At 66.2% G+C, this 2,609-nt stretch carries 4 protein-coding genes and 1 pseudogene; 1 reads left to right on the top strand and 4 read right to left on the bottom strand.

The window, feature by feature from the left end; translation table 11 throughout:
* On the top strand, positions 1-147 hold a 147-nt coding region (locus WAN71_RS21980), incomplete at its 5' end, for a DUF3151 family protein (RefSeq protein WP_422227354.1).
* A 6-nt stretch (positions 148-153) separates the two neighbouring features.
* Here the strand turns inward: WAN71_RS21980 and WAN71_RS21975 are convergent.
* From WAN71_RS21975 to WAN71_RS21960, 4 genes and pseudogenes are all read right to left on the bottom strand, one after another.
* On the bottom strand, positions 154-1,041 hold the full coding sequence (locus tag WAN71_RS21975) for a cation diffusion facilitator family transporter (RefSeq protein ID WP_422227352.1): 888 nt from the start codon (positions 1,039-1,041) through the stop codon (positions 154-156).
* Positions 1,042-1,185: 144 nt separating this feature from the next.
* The gene (locus WAN71_RS21970) at positions 1,186-1,956 is read right to left on the bottom strand and encodes a site-2 protease family protein (protein ID WP_422227353.1); all 771 of its coding nucleotides are present in this window, start codon (positions 1,954-1,956) and stop codon (positions 1,186-1,188) included.
* Between the two features lie 53 nt (positions 1,957-2,009).
* The gene (locus WAN71_RS21965; RefSeq protein ID WP_422227351.1) at positions 2,010-2,402 is read right to left on the bottom strand and encodes a DoxX family protein; all 393 of its coding nucleotides are present in this window, start codon (positions 2,400-2,402) and stop codon (positions 2,010-2,012) included.
* Between the two features lie 85 nt (positions 2,403-2,487).
* Positions 2,488-2,609, bottom strand: a pseudogene (locus WAN71_RS21960) (peptidase M50); the annotation flags it as partial.

Raw genomic sequence — 2,609 nt, 5'->3', positions numbered from 1 at the left:
CACGAGCCCAATCGCGGTTTTCTGCGGTGCGTGGCTGCGCTGGCCAGGGCGGCTGACGCCATCGGCGAAACCGACGAGCAGACCCGGTGCCTGGATCTGCTCGATGACTGTGATCCGGCTGCCCGCGCCGCGCTCGGGCTCAGCTGAGCCGGGTCAGCAACCGCCCACGCAGTCACCGACACCGCCCGACGGCTCCACCTGGATGGTGGCGTGGCCTAATCCGTGCGTGGCAAGGATCGCCCGGGCCGCACCGAGTATCCGCGCCGAGTCGCCAGCGCTGGCCAGGTGTGCGGTCACCATGTCCTTGCCGGGTACCAGCGTCCAGACGTGTAGATCGTGCACGTCGGTTACGCCGTCGACGGCGCCTAGCGCCGAACGCAGCTCTTCGACGTCGATGTGGCTGGGCGACGATTCGGACAGGATGCGCAATGCGCCGCCGGCCAGTGACAACGCCCGCGGCAGCACCCACAGCGCGACCAGAACCGCGACCACCACGTCGGCGTAGGGCCAGTGCGTGGTGATCGTCACCACGCCGGCGATCAGCACCCCGATGCTGCCGACCGTGTCGGCGATGACCTCCATGTAGGCGCCCTTGACGGCCAGGCTTTGCGTCGCGTGCGACCGCAGCAGCAGCGCGGCCGCCGCATTAGTGGCCAGCCCGGCCAGCGCCACAACGATCATCGGAATCCCCGGCACTTCCGGCGCATGGCCGATCCGCGCGATCGCTTCGCGGAGGATGATCGTCGCCACCGCAATCAGCAGGACGGCGTTGGCCACCGCGGTAAACACCTCGGCGCGGTGCCAACCGTAGGTGCGGCCCGGTGACGAGCTGCCGCGCCGGGCCAGCACCAGAGCGCACAGCCCCATGAAGGTGGCCGCCACGTCGGTCAGGATGTGGCCCGCGTCGGCCAGCAGCGCCATCGAGCCGATCACCAGCGCGGTAGTCAGTTCGACGACGAAGAACCCGCCCAGCAGCGCGGTGGCAGCAACCATCTTCGGCACTGGTGTGTCGACGTTGGTGTGTTCGTGGCCAGCGCCCATGCCGCTAAATATATGCGTACTTACGCATATATTTCAAGGTTAGGTGACCGCCTCTGCAGCGAAATCGACGTCAGCGCGTCTTTGCCCGCAATTTTTGGCGCTGGCGTCGATCTCGGCGCTGTTTGCGGCGTCGCCTCAGATCGGTCAGAACCAGCCGTGCCAGAACCGGGTCAGTTGCATGCCGGCACTCGCCAGCATCCCGGGCACCCCGGACAGCTCGTAGAACCAATAGACCATCCCGAAAAACCACTGGTTCAGCACCGGCGCGATCAGGACGACCAGCAGAATCAGCCAGCCGTACTGCTTGGCCGGTTCCAGCGCGCGCTGGGTCTCCGGGCTCAAATGCGGTTCCAGCGCGCTGTAGCCGTCCAGGCCCGGGATCGGCAGCAGGTTCAGCAATACCGCGGTCACCTGGAGGAACCCCAGGAAGGCCACCCCGGCCCACAACACCAGGTGCATTGGGTCGAAAAACAACCGGGTCAGCCCGAGCAGCAGCACCGCCAGCAGCAAGTTGGCCGCCGGCCCGGCCAGGCTCACCAGGGTGCGCTGGACGGCCGTCATGAACGAGGTACGCAGATAGACGGCGGCGCCGGGCAAGCCGATGCCGCCCAGCACGATGAACAACATCGGCAGGCCCAGCGACAGCATCGGATGGCTGTAGCGCCGCGGATCCAGGCTCAGATAGCCGCGCACGGCAATGTCACGATCGCCGAATCGCCACGCGGTGAGCGCGTGGCCGAACTCGTGCAGACACAGCGACACCAACCACCCGGCGATCACGAAGATGAACACTGCGGCGTAGGCCAGCGCGCCCGGCTCGGCGCCGTCCAACCAAGCCAGTACGCCGCCGAACACCGTCACGGCGACGATGGCCAAAAAAATCGGGCTGGGCCGCACCGATTGGTGCACGGGCATGTTCACGTCACGAAACTACCGGACCAGCACGCAGTGCCCGGCAGGCTTAGCTGCTACCGCGTGCTTGAGCCCACGGTGCCGGAGTAACGCCGCGCTTGCGGGCGCAGCGCCCAGGAGGCGACGGCCAGCCCAGCGAATATCAGCGGACCGATCAGCGATTTAACGTCGTCGCCAACCCAAATGTGGGAAGCGATTGCTCCTGTGTAGATGAACATCAGACCCGCATATGCCCATTCCTTGAGGCGGGGAAGGCGTGGTGCCAGAAGCACGACGCCGGCCGACACGTAGCAGACACCAAGGATCGTCATGAAGTACAGGGGATACCCGAGATGCGTCACGACGCCCCTGAACGGCTCCAGTCGGAAGGCACCCATCACGCCGCCCACAAAACACTCGACGGCGAGCACGGCGGTTGTCGTCCAGTACGCGACGGTGGAAGTAGTCATTCGGCTGGGCCTCCAAGGATTGCTTGTGGTCTTAGAACATCGACACCTCCCAGCCGCAAAGTGTGACCAGGCGGACCGGCGCTCGTTACCGGACCAATAACCAGCCCTCGGTATGCCGATAAAACGTCGAGCGGCGCGTCGGCCTTGGCGTCGGCACGCCGTCGCGGACGACGGCTGCGCCGGTGGTGCCCAGCTGCGCGGCCCGTC

Origin of the sequence: Mycobacterium sp., from assembly GCF_049280035.1 — a bacterium.
Taxonomy (GTDB): domain Bacteria; phylum Actinomycetota; class Actinomycetes; order Mycobacteriales; family Mycobacteriaceae; genus Mycobacterium.
This window is presented reverse-complemented; position numbering and strand designations above follow the sequence as displayed.